The sequence below is a fragment of the Candidatus Nomurabacteria bacterium genome, from assembly GCA_023898465.1.
Lineage (GTDB): Bacteria > Patescibacteriota > Patescibacteriia > HK-STAS-PATE-3 > HK-STAS-PATE-3 > HK-STAS-PATE-3.
In genome coordinates, this window is the sequence record CP060223.1 from 285,757 (window position 1) to 307,422 (window position 21,666).

The 21,666-nt window shown below is 46.8% G+C and carries 23 protein-coding genes and 1 tRNA gene; all 24 read left to right on the forward strand.

Features of this window, described 5'->3' with window-relative positions; translation table 11 throughout:
- The first annotated feature begins 28 nt into the window (after positions 1-28).
- The 24 genes from asnS (at position 29) to H6760_01475 (ending at position 21,663) form a co-directional block, all read left to right on the forward strand.
- Positions 29-1,321: an asparagine--tRNA ligase gene (gene asnS, locus H6760_01360; GenBank protein ID USN53800.1), complete on the forward strand. Its 1,293-nt coding sequence runs from the start codon at positions 29-31 to the stop codon at positions 1,319-1,321.
- Positions 1,318-1,731, forward strand: coding sequence for a hypothetical protein (locus tag H6760_01365; protein USN53801.1), 414 nt, complete (start codon positions 1,318-1,320; stop codon positions 1,729-1,731). The genes asnS and H6760_01365 overlap by 4 nt, the downstream gene beginning before the upstream one ends.
- Positions 1,728-3,137, forward strand: coding sequence for an aspartate--tRNA ligase (locus H6760_01370; protein USN53802.1), 1,410 nt, complete (start codon positions 1,728-1,730; stop codon positions 3,135-3,137). Before H6760_01365 ends, H6760_01370 begins: the two co-directional genes overlap by 4 nt.
- A 2-nt stretch (positions 3,138-3,139) precedes the next feature.
- A complete protein-coding gene (locus tag H6760_01375) occupies positions 3,140-3,472 on the forward strand; it encodes a hypothetical protein (GenBank protein ID USN53803.1) in 333 nt (110 codons plus the stop codon).
- The gene (locus H6760_01380) at positions 3,465-4,058 is read left to right on the forward strand and encodes a YbaK/EbsC family protein (protein USN53804.1); all 594 of its coding nucleotides are present in this window, start codon (positions 3,465-3,467) and stop codon (positions 4,056-4,058) included. Before H6760_01375 ends, H6760_01380 begins: the two co-directional genes overlap by 8 nt.
- Positions 4,058-4,777: a segregation/condensation protein A gene (locus H6760_01385; GenBank protein USN53805.1), complete on the forward strand. Its 720-nt coding sequence runs from the start codon at positions 4,058-4,060 to the stop codon at positions 4,775-4,777. The genes H6760_01380 and H6760_01385 overlap by 1 nt, the downstream gene beginning before the upstream one ends.
- Positions 4,774-5,481: an SMC-Scp complex subunit ScpB gene (scpB, locus tag H6760_01390; GenBank protein USN53806.1), complete on the forward strand. Its 708-nt coding sequence runs from the start codon at positions 4,774-4,776 to the stop codon at positions 5,479-5,481. Before H6760_01385 ends, scpB begins: the two co-directional genes overlap by 4 nt.
- On the forward strand, positions 5,462-6,295 hold the full coding sequence (locus tag H6760_01395) for a triose-phosphate isomerase (GenBank protein USN53807.1): 834 nt from the start codon (positions 5,462-5,464) through the stop codon (positions 6,293-6,295). Before scpB ends, H6760_01395 begins: the two co-directional genes overlap by 20 nt.
- Before the next feature lie 13 nt (positions 6,296-6,308).
- Positions 6,309-7,334 carry a type I glyceraldehyde-3-phosphate dehydrogenase gene (gene gap / locus H6760_01400; GenBank protein USN53808.1) on the forward strand — a complete coding sequence of 342 codons (1,026 nt, stop codon included), beginning with the start codon at positions 6,309-6,311 and terminating at the stop codon, positions 7,332-7,334.
- A 36-nt stretch (positions 7,335-7,370) separates the two neighbouring features.
- Entirely contained in the window at positions 7,371-7,556 is a 186-nt protein-coding gene (locus H6760_01405; GenBank protein USN53809.1) for a hypothetical protein, read from the forward strand.
- Between the two features lie 69 nt (positions 7,557-7,625).
- Positions 7,626-7,700 (forward strand) — tRNA-Glu (locus H6760_01410).
- A gap of 471 nt (positions 7,701-8,171) precedes the next feature.
- Entirely contained in the window at positions 8,172-8,711 is a 540-nt protein-coding gene (locus tag H6760_01415) for a hypothetical protein (GenBank protein USN53810.1), read from the forward strand.
- A gap of 53 nt (positions 8,712-8,764) precedes the next feature.
- Entirely contained in the window at positions 8,765-9,877 is a 1,113-nt protein-coding gene (locus H6760_01420; GenBank protein USN53811.1) for a glycosyltransferase family 4 protein, read from the forward strand.
- A 33-nt stretch (positions 9,878-9,910) separates the two neighbouring features.
- Positions 9,911-13,438: a DEAD/DEAH box helicase gene (locus tag H6760_01425; protein USN53812.1), complete on the forward strand. Its 3,528-nt coding sequence runs from the start codon at positions 9,911-9,913 to the stop codon at positions 13,436-13,438.
- Between the two features lies 1 nt (position 13,439).
- Positions 13,440-14,930 (forward strand): DUF2779 domain-containing protein, encoded by a 1,491-nt coding sequence (locus H6760_01430; GenBank protein ID USN53813.1) that lies wholly within the window; start codon positions 13,440-13,442, stop codon positions 14,928-14,930.
- Positions 14,931-14,934: 4 nt separating this feature from the next.
- Positions 14,935-15,636 carry a hypothetical protein gene (locus H6760_01435; protein USN53814.1) on the forward strand — a complete coding sequence of 234 codons (702 nt, stop codon included), beginning with the start codon at positions 14,935-14,937 and terminating at the stop codon, positions 15,634-15,636.
- Between the two features lie 223 nt (positions 15,637-15,859).
- The gene (locus H6760_01440) at positions 15,860-16,585 is read left to right on the forward strand and encodes a hypothetical protein (protein ID USN53815.1); all 726 of its coding nucleotides are present in this window, start codon (positions 15,860-15,862) and stop codon (positions 16,583-16,585) included.
- Between the two features lie 3 nt (positions 16,586-16,588).
- A complete protein-coding gene (locus H6760_01445) occupies positions 16,589-17,092 on the forward strand; it encodes a nucleotide exchange factor GrpE (GenBank protein USN53816.1) in 504 nt (167 codons plus the stop codon).
- Between the two features lie 35 nt (positions 17,093-17,127).
- Positions 17,128-17,538, forward strand: coding sequence for an Hsp20/alpha crystallin family protein (locus tag H6760_01450; GenBank protein ID USN53817.1), 411 nt, complete (start codon positions 17,128-17,130; stop codon positions 17,536-17,538).
- Between the two features lie 64 nt (positions 17,539-17,602).
- Positions 17,603-17,959: a hypothetical protein gene (locus H6760_01455; protein ID USN53818.1), complete on the forward strand. Its 357-nt coding sequence runs from the start codon at positions 17,603-17,605 to the stop codon at positions 17,957-17,959.
- A 36-nt stretch (positions 17,960-17,995) separates the two neighbouring features.
- The gene (gene dnaK, locus H6760_01460; GenBank protein USN53819.1) at positions 17,996-19,930 is read left to right on the forward strand and encodes a molecular chaperone DnaK; all 1,935 of its coding nucleotides are present in this window, start codon (positions 17,996-17,998) and stop codon (positions 19,928-19,930) included.
- 69 nt (positions 19,931-19,999) lie between these two features.
- The gene (locus tag H6760_01465) at positions 20,000-20,329 is read left to right on the forward strand and encodes a DUF3467 domain-containing protein (GenBank protein USN53820.1); all 330 of its coding nucleotides are present in this window, start codon (positions 20,000-20,002) and stop codon (positions 20,327-20,329) included.
- A complete protein-coding gene (locus H6760_01470; GenBank protein ID USN53821.1) occupies positions 20,330-20,581 on the forward strand; it encodes a hypothetical protein in 252 nt (83 codons plus the stop codon).
- A 14-nt stretch (positions 20,582-20,595) separates the two neighbouring features.
- A complete protein-coding gene (locus H6760_01475; GenBank protein ID USN53822.1) occupies positions 20,596-21,663 on the forward strand; it encodes a hypothetical protein in 1,068 nt (355 codons plus the stop codon).
- Positions 21,664-21,666: the final 3 nt, after the last annotated feature.

Here is a 21,666-nt window from a genome sequence, read left to right on the forward strand (position 1 = left end):
AGTACAATTTTAAGGTATTTACTGAACTATGCCGACACTTCGGATATCGGATATTGCTGAGCGTACCGGAGAGGAAATCACGCTCAAGGGTTGGGTAGCGAACCTGCGTTCCTCAGGTTCCATACTTTTTGTGCAGTTTCGTGACGGAAGCGGCTTATTGCAGGCAATAGTGAGCAAAGACGCAGTTGGCGAGGAGCTTTTTCAGCAGGCAAAAACACTTACCATAGAGTCGTCCCTTAGCTTAACCGGCGTCGTGCAGCAGGATGATCGCGCTCCGGGCGGCTATGAAATGCAGGTAAGTGCCTTGCACATCGTGCAGGTAGGTCAGGAATACCCCATAGGTAAAAAGGAGCACGGCGTTGATTTCCTCATGGATCATCGCCATTTGTGGCTGCGTTCACCGCGTCAGACTGCGATTTTGCGTATTCGCGACGAGATTATTTGGCAGTTGCGCAAATGGATGAAGGAAAACGGTTTTGTGTTAACTGATACGCCGATTCTCACTCCAACCTCTTGCGAAGGAACTACTACGCTTTTTGAAACTGATTACTTTGGCGAACCAGCGTATCTCGCACAGTCAGGTCAACTCTATTTAGAGGCAACCACTGCGGCCTTTGGGCGCGCCTATGACTTTGGACCGACCTTCCGGGCAGAAAAATCCAAAACCCGTCGCCATTTAACCGAATTCTGGATGCTCGATGCTGAAGCGGCTTTTGTGGACTTTGCCGGCAACATGGAAATTCAAGAGCAAATGATTTCGGCGGTCGTGCAAAATGTGTTACGGGAGCGTCAAAGTGATTTTGCCTTACTTGAACGCGATACCAGCTTCCTCGAAAAAGTAAAAGCGCCATTTCCACGACTCCGTTACGACGATGCCGTGAAAAAACTTCAGGAATTAGGAAATCCCATTAAAGTTGGTGACGATATTGGGGCTGACGAGGAAATGCTTTTAACTAAGGAGTACGACACACCTTTCTTCCTCACGCATTTCCCCGCAGCGATTAAGGGATTTTATTTCCAGCCTGAGGAGGGGAACCCAGAGCGCGTCTTGGGCAGTGATTTACTCGCTCCTGAGGGTTATGGAGAGATTATTGGCGGCGCCCAGCGTATTCATGATCTCGCTTTACTCGAACAAAAAATGAAGGAATATAAGTTGCCGGTCAAAGACTACCAATGGTATCTCGACCTGCGTCGCTATGGTTCTTTCCCACATTCCGGTTTTGGACTCGGCTTGGAGCGAGTTGTGGCCTGGATGTGTGGATTGGATCACGTGCGAGAGAGTATTCCTTTTCCTCGACTCTTAACCAGACTACGCCCATGAACAAACAATGGATCATCTCCATCGTGAGTATTGCAGTTCTTTCTTTTGCTGCTGGCGTTTTCTTACTTGCTCGCGAGCAAAATAACTCTATCGATGCAGAAGTGCGCGGAGCAACCGATACGCGCGGTGTGTACAGTGTCTTAGTGCAAGCACATAGCCAAACAAGCGCTGATTTAAGCGGAATTCAGATTGAGGCGAGTCAATTAGGGACTGTGCAAGGTGAAAATCCTTTTTCTCAAATCTTAGCGATTGATACACAAAACGAGATTGTTTTTTCTCTTCCTGAAGGCAAATATTTACTGCATCCGGTGGATCAGGAATCCTATGCCGGTAGCACAGTTGTCGAGTTAAAGGGAAATACTACGGTTGATTTACGACTTGTTATGAAAACCCAAGAGGAAGCGCAATGAATCGACGATTAACTCGGGAAACGCCGGAACTTGTTGGCGAGGAAATAGTCTTAAAAGGATGGGTACATGCTCGCCGAAACATGGGTAAGCTTGTGTTTGTAGATTTGCGCGACCGCTCTGGACTTGTACAGCTGGTTTTTTCGCAGGAAAACGCTGAGGTATACGCGATTGGTAAAAGTTTCCGCTCTGAGTTTGTGGTGAGCGTGCAAGGCAAGGTAGTGGAAAGAGAGGCAAATCGCGTTTCTGATGCGCCAAATGGTAAAGTTGAGGTGCTAGTGGAAAAAGCCGAGATTATCAGCCAATCTGAAACGCCTCCCTTTGAAATCGTGAATGAGGATCGCCAGGCAAATGACGAGCTGCGCTTGCAATATCGCTATCTAGATTTGCGACATGAACGCATGCAGCGAAATATCAAGAAGCGACATCAGATGGCACAGTTTGTTCGCCGCTATTTAAGCGAGCAGGATTTCACTGAAATTCACACGCCGATTTTATCGAAATCGACTCCAGAAGGCGCTCGTGACTTCCTGGTGCCGTCGCGATTACAAGCTGGTAAATTTTTTGCCCTACCGCAGTCTCCTCAACAGTATAAGCAGCTTTTGATGGTAGCCGGCTTTGAGCGCTATTTCCAAATCGCTCCATGCTTCCGCGATGAAGATGCTCGAGTCGATCGAGCGCCGGGCGACTTTTATCAAATTGATATGGAGTTGTCGTTTGTGACCCAGGATGAAATCCTTCGCTTGACTGAGGAAATGTTCACCAAGCTAATCGCTGAAGTATTTCCAGAAAAGAAAATCCTGCAATCGCCCTGGCCGCGGCTCACACACGCTGAGGTGATGGAGAAATACGGCACGGACAAACCTGATTTGCGTAAGAATAAAGACGACGATAATGAGCTGGCTTTTGCCTGGGTGCTTGATTTCCCGCTTTTTGTCACGCAGTCTGAGGAAGATTTCTTTCACGGTTCTGGGAAATCTCGTTACGCGCCTTCGCACCACATGTTCACCGCGCCCAAGGAAGAGGATATTCCTATGCTCGACAGCGATCCTGGCAAAGTGCGCTCATACCAGCATGATTTAGTGCTGAATGGCTTTGAAGTCGGTGGGGGAAGTATGCGTATTCATCAACCAGAGATTCAGGAAAAAGTGTTTGACATCATTGGTTTTACCAAGGAGCAAAAAAAAGAATTCCGTCACTTACTCACTGCGTTTAAATACGGCGTGCCTCCGCACGGTGGTATTGCTCCAGGCTTTGATCGCTTACTTTTCCGTTTATTGGGCGAGACAAGCATTCGGGAAATTATTCCTTTCCCGCTCACGTCAGATGGCCGTGATCCAATGATGGGATCGCCTTCAAAAGTCGCTCCAAATCAACTTCGCGATTTACATATTCGTGTAGAGAAGTAAGTATGGGCCTCTCGCGCCTGCAGAAATATATCCTGAGGGAATTGGCGCAGACTCGACAAAAACAGGTGCCGAGCCAGCAGTTTCGTAAGTATTACACGAAGCAGTCAGCCAAGCCCAAGCAGAACGACATCGTTTCCATTGTCAGCACTTCCATTGAGCGTTTAATTGAGAGGGGGCTAGTCGTTGGCTACGGACGTCGCACCAAAGAGAAGTGGTTTATTGAAACGATTAGTCTGACTCCGAACGGTCGACATATCGCCAGAGCCTTACTCGGTCAACAACAGCGCTTGCCGCTCTTCCGCAGAAAAAAACATTCATCATCTTCCCATGCCTAAAAAAACTCCAAAGATTCCTCCCAAAGTAGATCGTTACCTTAGCCAAGCTGAATATCGCTTCGAGGCTTTTGTACACCGAACGGTTTTTACGGCCTATGATTTAGCGCAGACCCTGAAATTTCCTTTAGAGAAAATCGCGAAAGTATTGCTGGTGCGGGCTGATAAGGACTTCGCGCTTATTGTGGTGGCAGCTAAGCGACGCCTGGACATGGCCAAAATCAAGAAGGCGCTCAAAGTAAAAAGCGTGAAAATTGCCAGCGAGAAAGATATGGTGAAGTACTTTAAGGTAAAAGCCGGTGCGATGACTGCCTTTGCCAAACTGCACGGCATTACCATGGCGCTGGATCGCGGATTAGCCAAAGAGTCGCAGGTGCTTTTCCCCAGTGGTGATTTTCAAATCGCCTTGCGGCTTTCTCCTAAGCAAGTGGTGAAGAATGAAGAGGCTATCCTGGCTGATTTGAGCGTTGCCACTAATCTGAAACTGCAGACACCCAAAAAGCCTCAGAAGAAATCCCGCCCAAAGAAAAAGGCGCGTCCCAGCAAAAAGAAAGTTTCATCGCCTAAACGGAAGAAGGGGAAGCGCTAGTGTATCAAATCAAGCTGCAGCAATTTGAAGGGCCGCTTGATCTGCTTTTGCGTTTGATTGAGCAGAATCAGCTGGATATTTCTCAATTAGCCCTGGCGGAAGTCACCGAGCAGTTTATTGCAGAGATTGAAGCGGCTGAGTATATGAGTCCGGAGGAGCTGGCTGACTTCTTAGTCGTGGCTGCTAAACTGCTCTACATCAAGTCAAAAATACTCTTACCGCGTGATGAAGAGGATGAGGAAGAAGACCCGGGCATTTCCTTAGAGCAGCAGCTACGTCTTTACCGAGCCTACATTGATGCAGCCAAGCATATTGCCGAGCGCTGGCAAAAAGGCGATCGTATGTTTGTGCGCGAGCAGGCTAGTTTGCCTGAATCAATTTTCTTACCACCACCGGGTGTGACACCAACCTTGCTCCAAGAGTTACTCTTGCACGTGATTGCCGGTATTGAGCCGATTGTGAATGTGAACGAAGGTGTGGTGCGCGCCACCGTAAACATCCGCGAAAAAATTACGCAAATTCGCGACATGCTGACTGCACAGCCCGACATTCGCTTCAATTCCTTGCTCGAAAAAATTACCACCAAGACTGAACTCGTTGTTACCTTCTTAGCCATGCTGGAGTTGGTCAAGCAGCGTTCAGTATTGCTGCACCAAGAAGATAATTTTTCCGACATTGTTATTTCCAGTTATAATGAAAGTCCTAACGAAAACGTATGACACTTGAAGCCCAAATCGAAGCATTACTTTTTGCCAGCGCCCGATCTATCAGCCTGAAAAAAATCAGCGAGCTTACGCAGCAAGACACTGAGAAGGTGCAAAGCGCGGTAGAGCAGCTTATTGAAAAATATCGCAGCGAAGAGCGAGGGATTCGACTTATTCGTCAGGCGCAATCCGTCCAAATGGCCACCAGCGCTGAGGCCAGCGACATTGTCACCGCTCTGGTAAAGGATGATCAGCGGGCTGAGCTGACCAAACCGGCCCTGGAAACACTCACCATCATTGCTTACCGTGGACCGATTACCAAGGCAGAGCTCGACACTATCCGTGGTGTGAACTGCAGTTTGATTCTCCGCAACCTGATGATTAAGGGCTTGGTGGAAACAGCGGAACGCGGACAAAAAATAATGACGAGCTATCAAGTGACCAATGATTTTCTGAGCTTCCTTGGATTGGAAAATATTGATCAACTGCCTGACTATGCTACCTTGCATAGTGAAGAGCACATGAATAAGCTCCTGGAAAACGACGCAAAAGCCGCTACAGAAGCAGAAAAGACTGCTGAGGAAGGCGAGGACAAGCCTCAGGAGCAGTCTGAAGAGCCGACTCAAGCTATAGAGGACGAGACAAGCTCCAGTGAACATGCTTCATCAGATGGAAACGATGAGGCGAGCGAAGGGGAACATGATCAAAACACCAACTGAATTTACCAAGCGCAATGAGCCCTTCTTTGTGTTGGGCAATTGGAAAATGCATTTACGCGCCAGTGAGAGTGCGCGCATAGCCAAGGGTTTGGTGAGCACGGCCAAGCGCGTGCAGGGCAAGGTGACGACGGTGGTCTTCCCTAGCTTTCCCGCATTAGAGAAGGTCCACACCCAGGTAAAAAAGAGCGCGGTGCAGCTGGGAGCGCAAAATATGTCTTGGGAACTAGATGCCAGTGATACTGGTGAGGTTTCGGCTGAGCAGATTAAGGAATTTGGTGCGTCCTGGGTTATTATTGGCCATTCTGAACGGCGCTTAAAACTGGCTGAGTCAGATGAAATGATAGAGCGTAAATTGGCTGCAGCGCTTTTGCGCGGGTTGCAGCCGGTCTTATGCGTGGGCGAGTCTGCACTTGAGCGTAACCAAGGCAGGGGATTATTGCATATCATGCATCAAGTTGAATCAGCCATGCGTTACGTGCAGCCGCAAAAAGATCAGGTGATTACCATTGCCTATGAGCCAATCTGGGCTATTTCACCTGGTAAACCCTGCGAGCCGGCTGATGCTGATGAAATGACGCAAAATATCCGACAAGTTCTCATTGACCGCTACGGGGTAAAACCAGCCTACCAACATTTCCGGATTCTCTATGGCGGGAGCGTCGATGCCAACAATATTGCCTCGTATTTACGCTTAGATGAAGTTTCCGGCGTACTTGTCGGCAGCGCCTCGCTGAAAATTCCTTCATTTCGTGCTATGCTAGTGAAAGCTGCTCAGCTTCGGCAGTCGTTAGTAAAGAAGCGCACTCATTCCTAATACTCCCGTATCCATGCCACGTAAGACTTCTGCAAAACGACGACTCGCCATTAACGGATTTGGCCGAATTGGACGAGCTGCTTTTAAAATTGCTTTAGAAAGTAAAAAGTTTGATATTGTCGCGATTAACGACCTGACTGATACCGAAAGTCTGGCCATGCTCCTGAAGCATGATTCGGTGTATCGCAACTTCAATCACAAGGTTGGCTTTACCAAGGATTCCCTTATTGTGGATGGTAAAAAAATTCGCATTCTGGCTGAAAAAGATCCGGCTATGTTGCCTTGGAAGCGTCTGAAGATTGACGTGGTGCTCGAATGTACTGGCCGCTTTGTGAAGGATGGCGCTGCCCGGGCCCATATCAAAGCAGGTGCCAAAGCAGCTGTCGTTTCTGCGCCAACCAAGGGCGGAGACATCCCAACAGCCTTACTCGGTGTGCGTCAACCAAAGCCCGGCGAGCAGGTCGTTTCTAACGCTTCTTGCACTACGAATAACGTCGCACCGGTCACTCGAGTGATTATGGAGAATTTCGGCGTGTTGCGAGCAGCCATGACCACGATTCACTCCTACACGGCTGAGCAAAACTTGGTTGACGGCCCACCGCCACCATTGCACCGCGATTTACGACGTATGCGAGCTGCTGCGGTTAACCTCGTACCAACCACTTCTGGCGCGGCTATTGCCACGACCGAGGTGATTCCTGAGCTTAAGGGCTCCTTTGATGGTTTTGCTATTCGCGTGCCAACACCAGTGGTGTCCTTGTCTGACTTCACTTTCCTGGTAAAGAAAAAGACCACTATCGAAGAAGTAAACCGAGCCATGAAAAAGGCGGCTGAGGATCCTTCCTACAAAAATGTGCTGGCCGTAAATGAAGAACCACGCGTCTCTAGCGACTTTATTGGCGACCCACATTCTGCAATAGTTGACTTACCGCTCACGAATGTGATAGGTGGCGACCTTGTCAAAATCGTGGCTTGGTATGATAATGAATGGGGATATTCAACGCGGCTGGTAGAGATGGCACAGAAAGTGCATATCTAAAAGCACGCAAAAAACGAAAGGGGGTGTATTCCGTACATGTTACAGCTTAATTCATCAATGCTCGCCAGAGCCTTTCTCTGGTTCGGCCTCGTTTGTGGGTTGTTTGCCGTATTAACCCAGCTGTCTGGTAAGACTTTCTTTGCCAGCTCGTTTTTCTATCTACAGGCCGGTATTTTAGGCGTCTTAGCCAGCATTGCCGTCCGAATGGATAAGAATAAGTAGTTTGAGCAGGGCCATAATGAAGGGCTTGGCGAATTGCGTAGTTTTTGTTACCCTACGCTGGTATTTCGGGGCCCTATCGTCTAGTGGCTAGGACGCATGGTTCTCATCCATGTAACAGGGGTTCGATTCCCCTTAGGGCTACCAGCCCGCTTAGCGGGCTCTGCTGATAAGGATAGAAGAAAGTAAAAGTGGAATGTTTAGCATGTTGTTTTATAAGTTAAGGAATCGAACGGGCGAGGACGTCTGCCAGCGGCAGGCGACCGCAAGCCCCGGCCTGAAGTCCCGATAGGGACGGAATGGTCGATTCCCCTTAGGGCTACCACGGGCCATTGCGCCGTGCGGACTGCGTCCGACCAGGTCGGACTCCGCCCTTACGGCGCATGTCCCTTTCCCCATTGCAAACAGTCCCTCTCGGCAGCCTCGAGGTCCTTGGTTTGCAACGGGGGCCCCGATAAGAGTGCGGGCCCAAGTGCTCGGCATTACAAAGCGTCCCAGAAAAAATGCCAGACACAAGTCTTCGGCATTTAATGAGAAGAAGACGTAGGTCAACTTCAGAGTGAGTCACCACAAACATCGTCGCTGCGCTAGAGGCAGCATAATTCAGGAGGAAAAAATATGTCACGTAGCGTACTCATTTTCATCGTACTCCTCGTTATCCTCGCAGTAGGCGGTGGAATTGTTTGGTGGATGGTCACCAACCCAAGCGAAAATAGCAACACAAATAATGCCGTTGTCGCGAATACCAACACTGAGGTGAATGCAAATGCTGCACCGAATATTGATGTACAGGCCGGTGCGGTGGATGTAGGACGAGAAGCCTTGCTGACCAGTGCGAACTTCCGCGCCAGCTCAGCTTCATTGCTCAGCGAATTTGACGGCCTAAGCGCCGCTGAAGATAAAAGCTACCTGGTTGTCTATTACATGTTGACGCCTTACGAAGGATCAAGCGAAAACGTGCCAAATCTGAACGATCAAAACGTTTCAGTCAGCAGCGGTGACACTTCCTATACACTGCAAGCAATTGGCACCACCCAGAGCGAAACTGATGGCGAAGAACTTGGCTATCTGCGTTTCGAAGTGCCTGTTGACGCAAGCGGATTTGTCCTAACGATTTTAGACGGCGACATAGAGCAGACGATTGATCTGGGCTTTTAACCTATTGAGTGCCGGGTGAGTAACGGGGGATTGGCATTAGCGCAGGAGATGGCATGAAGATTGGCATAGTTACGCAGAGCTTTTTCCCCATTCGCGGAGGTGTCGCAGAACACGTCTATCATACAGCGCATGCTTTAGAGCGGCGCGGACACGAGGTCGTTATTATTACGGCCAATTTTAGTCGTTTTGATGAGGATAGGGGATGTCGGGTCGAGCGCATCGGCCGCGATTTAACCATTCCCTTTAATCAGGCTTTTGTAAACCTGACCATTAGCTGGAATATCCCGCAGGAGTTACGCCACCTAGAGCGCAAGTACGGCTTCGACGTGGTGCATATTCACGGACCCTACGAACCATTTTTACCTGCCCTGGCGCTGAAGAATATCGAGTGCCCAAAGGTTGGCACTTTTCATGCCTTTAACGCGCATCCCTCGTTGGGCTATCGCGTGTTTGAAAATTACATCCGAACCTTTAAGGATCGTTTGTCAGCCCGCATCGCGGTTTCGCAAGCCGCTAAGGACTTTATCTCGCATCATTTCCCGGATGATTATGAAATCATCCCAAACGGCGTGGATGTGCAGCGCTTTAGTCCGCAGGTCAAACCCTTCCCTTGGTATAACCCAGAGAAATTCACCATCCTCTTTGTCGGTCGTATGGATCCGCGCAAAGGTTTGAAATATCTCTTACGCGCCTTCACCATGATCGCGTCCGAGTTCCCGCAGGCCGAGGTGGTGGTTGTCGGCAATGGTATATTGCGTCGCTATTACGAAACCTTTTTAGAGCCGAGCCTGAAAGATCGCGTGCGTTTCGAGGGCTTTGTCTCGGCTGCAGATTTACCGCGCTACTATGCCTCCAGCGATGTGTATGTGTCGCCAGCCACCGGCAATGAGAGTTTCGGCATTGTCTTGCTCGAGGGTATGGCCAGCGGCAAGCCGGTGATTGCGTCGGATATTGACGGGTATCGGGATGTGATTCGCCATGGCCAGGATGGGATTTTGGTGCCAAAATCTGACCCAGCCGCCCTAGCCCAGGCTCTCCGCACCCTGGCCCGTGACCCGCAAGAAAGAGCAAAATACCAGCAGGCCGGCCGTCAGCGGGCTGAGGAATTCTCCTGGGAGTCTATTACTGACCGCTTGGAGGAGGTGTATAGGAGGGTGGTGTATTGAACGTAGCAATGGAAGAATTATTAAAGTAAAAGAATGGACTCTGCCCCATTAACACTACAAACGAAGACACTGCAGAGGTCTTCCGATCTAAATAATTACAGACTCTATCGCGCAGCTCTTGAATGGGAGTTGATTGATCCTATTGTCATAGAAGACCGGGATGACATGCATTCCGAAAGTAGTTGGCGTGATCGTCTTGAGCCGTATCATCATCAAGTAACTAACCTAATAACTTTTTGTCGTCGCCTACCTGTTACTTTACTGGCGGATGATGTCGGGTTAGGAAAAACAATTAGTGCTGGCCTAGTTTTAAGCGAGTTAATTTCGCGCGGGAGAATTTCAAAAATATTAATAGTTTGCCCAAAAATACTTCGAGATCAGTGGAAAGAAGAATTGGAAATAAAGTTCCGAATTCCGTCCACAATTGTGACAGGAAGAGAATTAATTACGGCAAAGCCTCCTGAAGAACCAGGAGCGGTAATTACCACATACAATACGGCCAGACTGTATTTAGATAGAATTGACCAGAATGGTTTTGAAATATTGATACTTGATGAGGCGCATAAATTGCGGAATCTATATGGTGTTGACCCAACACCTCAAGTTGCAATTAAATTCCGTAAAGCTCTGGCTGACCGGATGTTTAAGTACGTATTAATGTTAACTGCAACGCCGATCCAGAACAGACTATGGGATCTCTACTCGTTGGTTGACTTATTAACCGTTGCACGCGGCCATGAAAATCCCTTTGGAACGCCAGGTATTTTTGCGAGAAAATTTATTGCAGATAGTCGCACACAAGCGCGTCAGCTTAATCCGGAGATGCGGGATGAGTTTCGCTCAATTATTTACGGTTATATGTCTCGGGTTCGTCGTGGAGATGCAAAACTCCACTTCCCAGAGCGGGTAGTACAGTTGCATAAAGTTGACCCAACACCAGAAGAATTGCAGTTGATCGGTGTGGTCGGAAAATCTATACAACAACTGAATGCGCTTACACAAATTGTAATCCTCCAAGCTTTGGTGAGTAGTCCAGAAGCGCTAATAAAGATGTTAGAAGGAATGGCTAAAAAAGGAACCGTACCGCGTGAGGTGTTGGCGAACGTTAAGGAATCAGCCAAAGAAATTCAAATCACTACAAAACTAAAAGGTTTGGGCGCGTTAGTTGAAAAACTTAGAAAGGAGCAACCCAATACTTGGCGGGTGGTAGTTTTTACAAGATGGCGAGAAACTCAAACAACTATCGAAACTTTTCTTGAAAAGCAAGGAGTAAAATGCGGCTTGATAAATGGCGATTCAAGTAAGCGAAATCAGGAAACAATCCAAAGATTTAAAAAAGACTTACCAGACATTAATGTAATTATTTCTACTGAAGCAGGTTCGGAGGGCGTTAACCTTCAGGCCGCTAATGTTTTGGTTAATTACGATCTCCCCTGGAATCCAATGATAGTGGAACAAAGAATAGGTCGTATTCAAAGACTTGCTTCTAATTATGCAAATGTTTCTATTTTTAATATTGTTTTGCAAAATACCTTTGAAGAATATATTGTAGGGCGCTTGATGGAAAAGTTGCAGATGGCTTCTCATGCAATTGGGGATATTGAAGCACTATTGGAAGCATCCGGCATTGATGAAGGTGAAGAAAATGGCTCAAGTGGTTTTGAAGAAAAAATTCGCCAGTTAGTAGTTGCATCTTTAGCTGGAAAAGATGTTGAGCAGGCAACTCGTAAAGCTGAACAGAGTATTTCAGAAGCTAAAACAGAATTAGACCATGAAGAAAAGAACATTAATGCTTTACTTGGGGGGATGAGTGATTCTCTAGATTCTGGTCCAAGATGTCCGAAGCTTCCTCAAACTACTAAGTCGATGGATGTCCGTGATTTTACTACGGCTGCTCTTATGAGCTTAGGCGCGGAACTACATCCAAAAAAGGATGGTTTATTAGTTTCACAACTTGCTGGGAAAAAAGAATTAATCCGATTTGATAATAACACTCTGAGCAGTGAAGAGGAGAGTGTCTTATATGCACCGGGAACTTCAACTTTTGAACGCTTAGTCCATAAAGTTGCAAATGTAGGAAAACACATTGTTGAAGACCTTGATAAAAACCCCCAACAGCAAATTGAGAAAGTAAGTCGTCAATGGGTCGAAAGTTTTGGCGGAGACTTCGAAAATGTAACGGTAGAGGACGTTTCTCGATGTTTTGCAGGAGTAGCAATAATTCGTGCAAGATCAACAGTAGCTCACGATAGTTATGAGCGTCTCATTGAGGTTTCGTGCGCTCCCACTGAGCATTTCAGTTTTGTGACAAGAACGGGATTGGAACCCATCGGAGACTATATTGAAAATCCGACATCTGTTGGTGCGCTTTCAGAAAAATTAATTGAAAAAGCCAGCCAAGACTCGAGTATTCTTGAGTTCTGTAGATTTTATTTAGAACGAAGATCTCAAGAAATTGCCTCCGCAGGAAATGACGAAAGAAAAAAGAAAAAGCTTGAGGATGAGTTTACGCCCCGTCTTGAATTTTCCCTAGTCGGTCTTGAGGGCAAGGTTCATCGGATAGTTAAAAATCAGGTCTCTTATAGAATTGAACGTGAGGGCCAATACAAAAGTACCCTCATGATAACCCCCTCTTCTGGGCAAGTTGATATGCCGGGGATGGGACAATGCATGAAAACAGGTAAGACTGTACCGAGCGATTGCTTAGCAAAGTGCGAAATAAGCGGACTTATAGTATTGCGGCATTTTCTTGATCAATCAGAGATCAGTAATCGACTGGCGCTCCCTGAGCACATCGTTTTATGTACGTTAAGCAACAAGCGAGTGCTAGCGGACGAAGCTATAAAATCAGATGTTACGGGCAAACTAGTCGCAAAGAAGTTTTTAAAAACATCTTCTCTGAGTGGCAAATTCGCTGAACCACAGTTCATTAACACTTGTGAGTTTACAAAAACAGAAGTTCTGGAAAGCGAAATTGCGGTCAGCCAGATTTCAGGAAAAAGATATCGCATTGATGAGCAACTTAAATCCGCAGTTTCAGGAAAACTAGGCCATCGACAAGAATTTGTAGCAAGTAGTATTTCATCAGCCCCACTTCTTGAAGAAGAAGCCATTCGTTCGGTCACTGGAAAATTTTGTGCACCAATGGAAGCGAGGCCCTGCACTTGGAGTGGTCGAAAGTGTCACCCCGAAGACCTTAGGACTTGCGAGTTGACCGGAGTCCAAATTCATTCAGAGTACGTAACGCTCGAACCACCAATTCGTTTAGAAACCCTAAATAATCTTTTGAATGGCACGAGGAGCAAATCTGACAAATTGGAAGTATGGCCTTCACTTTCAAATAGCGTTACAGCTTTATTAAAAGCAAAACGTTGTAAAATTGAAACAGCAGAAGTTTCACCTAGTGACGATATTTTGGCCGCTTCTATAGAGCTTCGAACTTTTCTAGGCCTGCGCGTGAGTCACATTGGCGTACTTTATTCAATAAAGGATGGATCCGTAGTCGGGCGTGTTGCTAGAGGCAAGCGTGGTGATAAGGGCTGGAATCAAACTAAGAACTAATATGAACCCTCTACTTACAAAAACCGATTATCTTCTTTACCGGGAATGCCCAAAGAATGTTTGGTATAAAATCCAAAAACCTGAATTGTATGCTACATCGGAGCTAACAGAGTTTGAAAAATCGATAATGGAAACAGGTAATGAGGTTGAAAAGATTGCAAGGCAACTTTTTCCAAACGGGGTGTTAGTAACTTATCGTGATGCGCGCGGTCAAGCTGAGACACAAAAGCTATTGGCGGAGAACAAGGATGTGATTTTTCAGCCAGTTTTTGTCAAAAATAACTTTTTGGCTGCTATTGATGTTCTACAAAAAGAAAAGAATGGCAAGGGCTACAATGTTTACGAAATAAAATCGACTAGTGATGTAGATAAGAAAACACATTTTCACGACCTAGCATTTCAAGTAAACGTTCTCAGAATGACAGGCCTGGGAATTAATAAATCATTTGTCATTCATCTAAACTCTGAATATATTCGAAAGGGAGAAATTGAGCTGGATCAGTTATTTAAAGTATCAGATGTGACGGATGAAGTAGAAAGTCTTTTACCGGATGTTGCGACTGAGGCGGAAGAAGCATTGAAGTATATTAGCCAAACTTCTGAACCAGAGGGGTACTGCTGCTGTATTTATAAAGGTCGATCAAGGCATTGTTCAACCTTTCAGCTAGCGAACCCCGAAGTACCCGAATATAGTGTCCACGATATTTCTAGGATAGGGGTAAGCAAGGCTAAATTAAAAGAGCTAATTGACGGAAGTATTTTTCACCTGGACAAGATTCCGCCACACATTAAATTAAGCGAAATTCAACAAGGTCAAGTTGAAACCTATAAATTGAATAAGGTATTAGTAGATAAGGAAAGAATTGCGGAAGAATTTAGTGGTCTCACATTCCCACTTTATTTTCTTGATTATGAAACATTTCCATCAGCAATACCAAGATATGATGGCTTTTCACCATATAAACAAATTCCGTTCCAGTATTCTGTTTACAAACTAGATTCAGTCGAGAGTGAGCCAACTCATTTTGATTTTTTGTACTCTGGTCCCGAAGACCCCAGCAAGCACTTTGCCGAGTCTTTAAGGGAACATATCGGGGATAAAGGCTCGATCATCGTTTGGCATAAAGACTTCGAGTGTGGCAGAAATAATGAAATAGGTAGTCGAATTCCTACTTCGAAGGCTTTTTTTGACTCTGTTAATCAGCGAGTATACGATCTCGAAGACATTTTCAAGAAACAATACCACGTTCATCGAGATTATAAGGGAAGCACATCTATTAAAAACGTATTGCCTGTTTTAGTGCCAGAATTAACGTATAAAGACCTTGAAATTCGTGATGGTGGCAGTGCAGCGGATAGTTGGGACAAAATAATTAGTGGTGTATATAACGAGACAGAGAAAGAAAAGGTAATAAAAGATTTAAAGATTTATTGTGGTCTTGATACATTTGCAATGTATGCTATTTGGAATTGCTTGAACAAGCTACTCTAAACCTATGAGCTTTCTTAAGATTTTTAGTGATGATTCTAAAGACAAGCCAAAAGAAAATGATAGTCGGAAACCTGAATGTCCATACTGTCAGGGCGTTTTAGTTAAAATTCCTGCTAGAAAAACAAAATGTTTTCACTGTGGGAAATATATTTTTGTACGAACACAGACAAAGGACAGAAAGCTCGTTTTGGTTACTGAAGAAAATTCGGCCGCGATAGACTCTGAATGGGAGTCAAAACAAGCCGCTACGATCACTTCATTGGTGGAGAAAGTAGATTTTACAAAGAAAAAAGAAGGTCTGCGCGAAGGGTTTGGGGACAAGGAACCCTCCGTTAGTGACATAAAGTGGGGCTTGTGGAACAAGAGGCTTCAGGAAGCAATGAAACGCAATGATTTTTCAGAACTTTCAGGAATATATTTTCAAATGGCTCTGCGCTTGCACGAAAGTGGAAAAGACAGCTTTAAACTTCAGGGCCAGGCTCAAAAAATGTTTTTGTTTAAAGAAAAGCAAAGCGGTGTTGTTTCTAGCGTAGAGGTTTTTTCTAGAGATGGCTGTGAAGAATGTAAGAAAATAAACGGAAAGAAATTTGTTATTTTTGAAGCACTAAAACTCATGCCACTACCCGTTCAATCCTGCACAAACAAACTGAATAAGAATGCGCCCAATGGTTGGTGTCGATGCACTTTTCTTCCTTTTATAGATTAAGACTTTGCCACCAATACTTTTGTTTCGGTCGCTGAGCATCCACCCTTTTTATCCCCCTCTGCCGATCTTCTAAAAAGAAACGGGAATTTAATCACGTAAAAAATAAAGAGGACCCATTATAACCCCTTGCCTCCGTCATTCGCGAACGACGGGGTTGACAGGGCTTTTTTGTTATACTATTCTTGTTTTAGCACTCAAATATTGAGAGTGCTAATTCAAGCCCATGAAGCTCTCAGAACGACAACAACACATATTACAGGCCGTGATTCAAGAACACCTGGTGCAGGGGAAGCCGGTTGGTTCGCAGCAACTGGTGACGGCCGGTGGATTCGACGTGTCGAGCGCGACTATGCGCAATGAAATGGCTGAATTAGAGGAAAAGGGCTTTTTAACGCATCCCCACACCTCAGCCGGTCGGATTCCGACGGAGCAGGGTTGGCGCTACTACCTCGACCATATCATTGAAAAAAAAGAGCTAAGTAAAAAGGAAGAAAGCTATCTGCAGCAGCAAGTGAAAAGCAGCGAGCCAGCTGGTCCGCAAAAAGTGAAAACCTTAGCCAAAGCACTGGCTGAGCTGTCAGAAGAAGCCATCATGATCGGTTTCGCGCCAAATGATGTGTACTACACCGGCTTGCGTAACCTTTTCTCTAAACCGGAATTCCAGGATTTTGCCGTGGTGACGCAGTTGTCTGAAGTGATTGACCATTTGGACGAGGCCTTGTCTCGCTTATTTCTACGAAAAGAAAAGTCCCAGCAGGATGTAACAGTATTAGTGGGACAGGAGCATCCTTTTGGCGCTGACTGCAGTGTCATTATGACGCAGATTCCGGTGGCCAAGGGGAATGCGACCGGTATACTCGGTATCCTGGGCCCGATGCGGCAGCAATATGCAGACAACATTGCTCGATTAGATTATTCTCGTCATTTACTTACTGAATTATTTTCCTAAAGCATGAGCACGAACGAAAACGAAGTCCAAGAAGACACTTCACCTGAAATGAGCACCCTGCAAAAGAAGGCGGAAGAGTACCTAGCCGGCTGGCAGCGCGCCAAGGCAGACTATCAAAACCTGAAGCGTCAGAATGAAAAAGAGCGCGAAGAGCTCATGAGTATGACCACTGGTGCGCTCATCCTCGACCTCCTGCCCGTGAAAACCAACTTTGACCTAGCCTGGCAACATCTGCCAGAGGATCTGAAAGACCACGCCTGGGTAAAGGGCATGGAACACGTGCAAAAGCAGTTTACCGAATTTTTACAAACCCTGGGTATTAGTTCCTATCAACCATCACATGAAGCCTTTGACCCCAGTAGCATGGAAGCGATCGAGCACACGGCTGACGCAGAAGTGCCCGAGGGTCAGGTGATCCGCACCACTGAGCCAGGCTATCGGATGCGCGACAAAGTCATCCGTCCGGCCAAAGTGGTGGTCAGCTCAGGTCCTAGTCAAGAATCGTAATCTTCTCTCAACATTAACCCTTAAGGAGAAACACTATGGCAATTATCAAATGGAGTCCTTTTGCAGACATGCTTGGCGAAGATTTCTTCGAAGACATGCCGCTGGCTCGTAATTATCGCTTTGTCCCGGCCCTCGACATTTATGAGGATAAGGACAACATCGTAGTAGAAACCCCACTCTCGGGCATTGATCCAAACAAAGTAAATATTGAGATCGAGGACAACATCCTCAAAATCTCTGGATCAACCGAAAAGAAATCCGAAGTGGATGAAAAAAACTACTACCGCAAAGAAGTCCGCAGTGGACAATTCTTCCGCTCGGTTGCCCTGCCAAAAGCAGTGGATGCAGATAAGGCTGATGCGCAATATCACGACGGTATCCTGAAAATCACCGTGCCAAAGCGCGAAGAAGCCAAGCCAAAGACTATTTCCGTTCAAGTAAAGTAAATTCGCCGTTTGAGCAGCCCCGCCTACGCTAAAAGCTTTGGCGGGGAACTGAGACGAGGAACCTATGTCACAACAACGTATACCAGCCCCGCAATTTAATAACCCGCTCCTGCGGATGAATGGTCGCTGTCCGGTCTGCAATAGTTTGTACGACGTTCAGCAGCTGCGCATCCTGGCTGAAAAAGAGCAGTCTATCCTGGCGCACCTCGAGTGCAGCAACTGCTCAACCGCGGTGCTGTCTTATCTGCAGTTGAGCGGCATGGGCTTATCCAATCACGCATTGATTACGGATTTAACTCCGGATGAGGTGCACGATCGGATGGGAAGCTCGCCGCCTATTTCCAGCGATGACATCATTCTCTTCCACAGCTATCTGGAGAATGAGGTCAAGGCGACTGATCTCTACAGTGAAGATAGCTAACACTTATTTGTAAATCTCTTTAATCTCAACACACCTATGGCAAAAATTCTCGGAATCGATCTCGGTACGACCAACTCAGCAATGGCTGTAGTGGAGGGTGGTGAACCGAAAATCATTGAAAACAACGAAGGCAATCGCACGACACCTTCTATGGTGGCGATGGCCAAAAACGGCGAGCGCTTAGCTGGACAGCTGGCCAAGCGACAAGCGGTTACCAATCCAGAAAACACAATTTTCTCGGTCAAGCGTTTAATTGGACGCCACTGGGATGATGCAGAAGTGCAGCGTGATGTAAAAACCATGCCCTACAAGATTACTCAGGGCGGTGAAGGCGTGAAAGTGAAGCTGGGTGATAAGGAATACACCCCGCAGGAAATTTCCGCCATGATCCTGCAGAAGTTAAAGGCAGACGCTGAGGAGCGCTTGGGCGAAAAAATCACTGAAGCGGTCATTACGGTTCCAGCCTACTTTGATGACAGTCAGCGCCAAGCTACCAAAGACGCGGGTCGCATTGCCGGCTTTGACGTGAAGCGCATTATTAACGAGCCAACTGCTGCAGCCTTGGCCTATGGCTTTAACAAGAAAAAGGATGAGAAGATCGCCGTGTATGACCTTGGCGGCGGTACTTTTGACATCTCTATTCTCGAAGTGTCAGCTGACACGGTGGAAGTGAAATCCACCAATGGTGACACGCACTTGGGCGGTGATGACTTTGACCAAGTGATTATTCACTGGATCATTGATGAGTTTAAGAAACTGGAAGGCATTGATCTGTCTAAGGACACCCAAGCGCTCCAACGCTTAAAGGATTCAGCAGAAAAAGCCAAGCATGAGCTTTCCACTGCTATGGAAACAGAAATCAGTCAGCCTTTCATCACCACTGATGCCAGCGGTCCAAAGCACTTGAGCTTGAAATTGACCCGGGCCAAACTCGAAGGCCTGGTAGGCGAGCTGGTTGAAAAAACCCTGGTGCCGGTCAAGCAGGCGCTGAAGGATGCCGGCCTAGAAGCCAGCGATATCAATGAAGTCATTATGGTTGGTGGACAGACACGCATGCCTTTGGTGCAAAAAACCGTTGAGCAATTCTTTGGCAAGAAACCACACCTGGGCGTGAACCCTGACGAAGTGGTCGCCCTCGGTGCTGCAGTGCAGGCCGGCGTGCTCCAAGGTGATGTGAAAGACGTGCTGCTACTCGACGTCACACCTTTGACCCTTGGCTTAGAAACCCTGGGCGGTGTAGCGACTCCTTTAATCGAGCGTAACACGACTGTGCCGACCTCGAAGTCGCAAACCTTCTCCACCGCAGCTGATAATCAGACCTCAGTGGAAATCCATGTGCTGCAGGGTGAGCGACCAATGGCCAGCGATAACAAGACCTTAGGCAAATTTATCCTCTCTGGTATTCCACCAGCTCCTCGAGGTGTGCCGCAGGTTGAAGTGACCTTTGATATTGACGCCAATGGTATCCTGAACGTGAAGGCAAAAGATAAGGCCTCGGGCAAAGAGCAGTCGATTACCATTACTGCTTCCACGCAGCTCTCCAAAGATGAAATTGAGCGCATGCGTACCGAAGCTGAGTCACATGCGGAAGAGGATAAGAAAAAGCGCGAGTCAATTGAGCTGAAGAACCAGGCTGAAACCCTTATCTACACGGCTGAGAAAGCGCTCAAAGACGCTGGCGATAAAGTTACTGATGATGTGAAAAAAGAAGTGCAAGAGAAGATTGATGCCCTGAAGAAGGCGCAAGAAAGTGATGACGCCGCGCAAATCCAGCCAGCCCTTGATGTGCTCAATCAAAGCATGCAAAAAATCGGCCAAGCCATGTACGGCCAGCAGCAGCCAGGTCAGCCCGGCGCTGAACAAGCTGGTCAAGATGCTGGAGCAGCCGGTCAGGCCTCTGAAGAACCCAAAACTGATAACGCCAAAGATAGCGATACGGTAGAGGGGAACTACGAGGAAGTAAAAAAATAAGCGCACTAACCCCGCCGTGTCTGCAAAGGCACGGCGGGATCGCAAATAATCTTCATAACTAGGAATACTATGGCCAACAATTACAATATGCCCCCACAACAACAACGCCCGCAGATTCAGATTAAGATTGCTGATGAGCAATTAAAAGGTGCTTACACCAACTCGGTGGCAGTTTTTCACTCCAAAGAGGAGTTTGTGCTTGATTTCATGAACGTGTATCCACCGCAAGGCATGGGCACGGTTGTCAGTCGCGTGATCACCAGCCCGGGACACATGAAGCGCCTCCTGGCAGCTCTGCAGGACAATATTGCCAAATATGAGAAGCAACATGGTAAAATAGAAGAGGCAAAAACGCCTGACGCATCATTTGGCTTTAATACCGAAGAAAAGGATAAATAAATGGAAGAAGATAGTGAAAATAAATTAGTAAGCTGGAAAATAAAATTTATTTTTGGAGCCGTGATCGTGTCACTTTTTGCGGTTGAGGTAGGTGCTTTGTATGAACATGCGCCGATGAATGATCATACAGGACCATGTAAGGTTATTGATTGCCATCAGGATCATACTGAAGAGTCTATATTTAACGGGGCAGTAAGTGGTATTTCTCCGTCAGGAACCATGGATTATACTGACCTTAACATTCCAAGCTAGTAGTTATAGTTATTATGGCCTCGAAGCAAAACAAAAAAAAGAAAGAAGAGCCAGTCGCGCCTTTGCAATACCATCAGCGTAATCGTTTGATAGGGATATACGCCTTTGCGATTCTTGCTTGGGCAGGCTTTTGGTGGCTCATCCGGACGGCCTTTGCTGCAGAGATGCTACTTAGCGCAGAAACGCTTTGGCTCGTCAGTGGTGCTTTTGTGCTGTTTGGGCTTTCCCTTGGACTCTTTGGCTTGATGGCGGCAGTTGTTCGCATACCGCGTTGGGGCGTTCTCTATGCCGCCGGAGCTGGGCTATTGCCGATCGCGTTTTTCCCTTTGAACCTTTTTACTTTGGCCGGAGCTTTACTGCTCATGGCAGTGTGGTTTCGCTATTGGGCCATGGTAACGGAGGAGTCTGAGCATCGCATTCGCTTCAATCTAGTAAAAAGTGTTACCCACGGACTTGGTACGATAATTTACCTGACCGTATTAAGTGTGGCCGTGTTTTATCTGGCCGTGACCAGTCAGTCGAATCAAACAAGCACGACATTTATTGATAACGTAACAAACTCCGCCTCTGATGCCGTCTTAGCAGTGCTGGATAATCAGCTGCCGGAATTTGATGCACAAATGACTTTGGATGCATTTATTACGCAGTATAGCGACCAGGATATCACCGCCCTTTTACCTGAAAACTTTTTACCGGAAGACGTAAATAAATCCTTATTGGAAGAAAACACGCAGCAGAATATTGAAAACCTGGACGAAACCGCGCGGCAAGCAGCTATTGAAGAAGCGCGTACGCAGTTATTGCAAGCCTTGAATATTCACGCTGAGGGTAGTGACAGTATGGAAACGGTGGTGCGTCGCTTAGTGGAAGATAAACTGCAGCCGTTACTTGAGCGTTATGATACTGTTATCCCGCCAGTGCTCGCCTTAGCACTTTTCTCAGTCCTTTCCATCCTGGGCCTGGTGTATTTCTGGTGGATCGTGTTGTGGGCTTTCATTTGCTATGGTATCCTGCGAATTCTTCGCTGGGTGGAATTTGTTGAACATACGCAGACCGTCACCCGCGCGGAAATAAAGAACTGAAGC